This window comes from Serratia sp. OS31, from assembly GCF_014164835.1.
GTDB lineage: Bacteria > Pseudomonadota > Gammaproteobacteria > Enterobacterales > Enterobacteriaceae > Serratia > Serratia liquefaciens_A.
In genome coordinates this window covers 1-1,667 of record NZ_JACJFQ010000085.1, presented here as the reverse complement: position 1 = coordinate 1,667, position 1,667 = coordinate 1, and the positions used below count along the sequence as shown (strand labels likewise).

Genomic DNA, 1,667 nt, shown 5'->3' with positions numbered 1-1,667 from the left:
ATAAGTAACCGGATTTACCAGGTCACTCCCCCTACACGCTTAAACCGGGACAACCGTCGCCCGGCTAGCCTAGCCTTCTCCGTCCCCCCTTCGCAGTAACACCGAGTACAGGAATATTAACCTGTTTCCCATCGACTACGCCTTTCGGCCTCGCCTTAGGGGTCGACTCACCCTGCCCCGATTAACGTTGGACAGGAACCCTTGGTCTTCCGGCGAGCGGGTTTTTCACCCGCTTTATCGTTACTTATGTCAGCATTCGCACTTCTGATACCTCCAGCAACCCTCACAGGCCACCTTCAACGGCTTACAGAACGCTCCCCTACCCAACAACGCCTAAGCGTCGCTGCCGCAGCTTCGGTGCATGGTTTAGCCCCGTTACATCTTCCGCGCAGGCCGACTCGACCAGTGAGCTATTACGCTTTCTTTAAATGATGGCTGCTTCTAAGCCAACATCCTGGCTGTCTATGCCTTCCCACATCGTTTCCCACTTAACCATGACTTTGGGACCTTAGCTGGCGGTCTGGGTTGTTTCCCTCTTCACGACGGACGTTAGCACCCGCCGTGTGTCTCCCGTGATAACATTCTTCGGTATTCGGAGTTTGCATCGGTTTGGTAAGCCGGGATGGCCCCCTAGCCGAAACAGTGCTCTACCCCCGAAGATGAGTTCACGAGGCGCTACCTAAATAGCTTTCGGGGAGAACCAGCTATCTCCCGGTTTGATTGGCCTTTCACCCCCAGCCACAAGTCATCCGCTAATTTTTCAACATTAGTCGGTTCGGTCCTCCAGTTAGTGTTACCCAACCTTCAACCTGCCCATGGCTAGATCACCGGGTTTCGGGTCTATACCTTGCAACTAGTCGCCCAGTTAAGACTCGGTTTCCCTACGGCTCCCCTATACGGTTAACCTTGCTACAAAATATAAGTCGCTGACCCATTATACAAAAGGTACGCAGTCACACCACGAAGGTGCTCCCACTGCTTGTACGTACACGGTTTCAGGTTCTATTTCACTCCCCTCGCCGGGGTTCTTTTCGCCTTTCCCTCACGGTACTGGTTCACTATCGGTCAGTCAGGAGTATTTAGCCTTGGAGGATGGTCCCCCCATATTCAGACAGGATGTCACGTGTCCCGCCCTACTCATCGAACTCACAGTTAATGCATTTTAGTGTACGGGACTATCACCCTTTACTGTGCGACTTTCCAGACGCTTCCACTAACACAAGAACTGATTCAGGTTCTGGGCTCCTCCCCGTTCGCTCGCCGCTACTGGGGGAATCTCGGTTGATTTCTTTTCCTCGGGGTACTTAGATGTTTCAGTTCCCCCGGTTCGCCTCATACGACTATGTATTCATCGTATGATAGTGCAACGAATTGCACTGGGTTTCCCCATTCGGGTATCGCCGGTTATTACGGTTCATATCACCTTACCGACGCTTATCGCAGATTAGCACGCCCTTCATCGCCTCTGACTGCCTAGGCATCCACCGTGTACGCTTAGTCACTTAACCTCACAACCCGAAGGTGTTTCTGTAAACAGAGAACACTGTCGTGCTGTTTATTTGAGAGACTCTATGACAGGTTAATCCTTACCCCAATACATCTACGGAGGGATAAGTTTCAGCTGTCATGTTTCAATTTTCAGCTTGTTCCAGATTGTTAAAGAGCAA

General features: G+C 51.5%; 1 rRNA gene. It reads right to left on the bottom strand.

What is annotated here, in order from left to right:
• Positions 1 to 1,508 (bottom strand): 23S ribosomal RNA (locus tag H5P17_RS26370); the annotation flags it as partial.
• Positions 1,509 to 1,667 lie beyond the last annotated feature (159 nt).